This is a genomic window from Halomonas sp. CSM-2 (assembly GCF_002119345.1).
In the GTDB taxonomy this organism is placed as follows: domain Bacteria; phylum Pseudomonadota; class Gammaproteobacteria; order Pseudomonadales; family Halomonadaceae; genus Vreelandella; species Vreelandella janggokensis.
The window spans coordinates 1-1226 of sequence record NZ_NBYR01000054.1 but is presented as its reverse complement, the minus strand read 5'-3'; the positions used below and the strand labels follow the sequence as shown (position 1 = coordinate 1226).

The 1226-nt window shown below is 53.1% G+C and carries 2 protein-coding genes; both read left to right on the top strand.

Features of this window, described 5'->3' with window-relative positions; translation table 11 throughout:
• The first annotated feature begins 298 nt into the window (after window positions 1-298).
• Entirely contained in the window at window positions 299-1090 is a 792-nt protein-coding gene (locus tag B7L15_RS19285; protein WP_085920500.1) for a flagellin N-terminal helical domain-containing protein, read from the top strand.
• The coding region (tnpA, locus tag B7L15_RS19720) for an IS66 family insertion sequence element accessory protein TnpA (protein WP_441316957.1) at window positions 1047-1226 on the top strand (180 nt) is incomplete at its 3' end. The genes B7L15_RS19285 and tnpA, both read left to right, overlap by 44 nt.

Sequence of the window (1226 nt, the reverse complement as noted above, 5' to 3'; positions counted from 1 at the left end):
CGGTTGTGGAGATGCCTGGGATTACCTTACCTAGCAACAAAGAAAAAGATCGCGCCTGCCAGGGCGTGCGTGATGATGTCGTCCAGCCATCGACATCGTTCTGTATAGGTTTTGTTTTGAGTCGTTAGGAGATTTGCGACAACCTCGAATGGGCGAGGGTTTACGCGGATTTTCGCTGAGACAGATTTATTCTTTATCTTTGTGCTTGAACACGCATTTCTATCAGTAAGGGCTAAAGTTTCTTTCCTATCGGTCGTAAAATATAACTAATCATTCACGGAAGACGAACGAGTTACCCATGGCCGTCATCAACACCAACGTTACCGCGCAAGCCAGCCAGCAGTATCTAAGTAGGGCCCAGTCCTCTCTTGCGACGAGCATGGAGAGGCTGTCTTCTGGTTTGCGTGTGAATAGCGCAAAAGATGATGCGGCCGGTCAGGCCATTGGCAACCGAATGCAGGCTCAGCAGACCGGCCTTGGGCAGGCTGCGCGCAATGCTAATGATGGCATTTCAATGTCACAAACGGCGCAAGGTGTGCTGGATGAGATCAATGATCGCCTTCAACGGGTGCGCGAGCTCACCGTGCAGGGGCTGAACGGCACTAACCAAATCAGTGACAGCGATTCGATCCAAGCTGAAATCAACCAGAACTTGCAAGAAATCGATCGATTAGCCAGCGAGAGCGAGTACAACGGTATTCCGCTGATGACGGGCGAAGCAGGCAAAGTCGACTTGCAAGTGGGTGCCAATGACAAGCAAACCCTTGGCATGGACTTAAGCCCACCCGGGTTCACTGTGGATGCACTGGGGTTGACCGATTTTAATGTAGCTGGGGTTGCAGGTGATGTCGCTCCGCGTGACACATTAGAAGGTCGAGCTCGTGATATCGTACTAGACGACGTGGATACGGAGCTAACCTACCAGCCCGGCACTCAATCACCGCTTTACCGTTCCTCTGAGGTAAGCGTTCATTCCAGGACGTCCTGCCACCCCGCTGAAAATCGCCCTACAGTAACCTCATATTTTCCAACACGAGGTTACCCCCATGAAAAAGCACCGTACGCCGGAACAGTGGCAGGCCCTGGTTGATCAGCAGCACGCCAGCGGCTTGGCAGCTCCGCAATTTTGTAAACAAGAGAGCATTGGCTATGCCAGCTTCTGCCACTGGCGCAAGCGTTTGTCCGGCCCCTCSGCCAAGGAGTCGGCAGGATCCGGTGACGCCAGC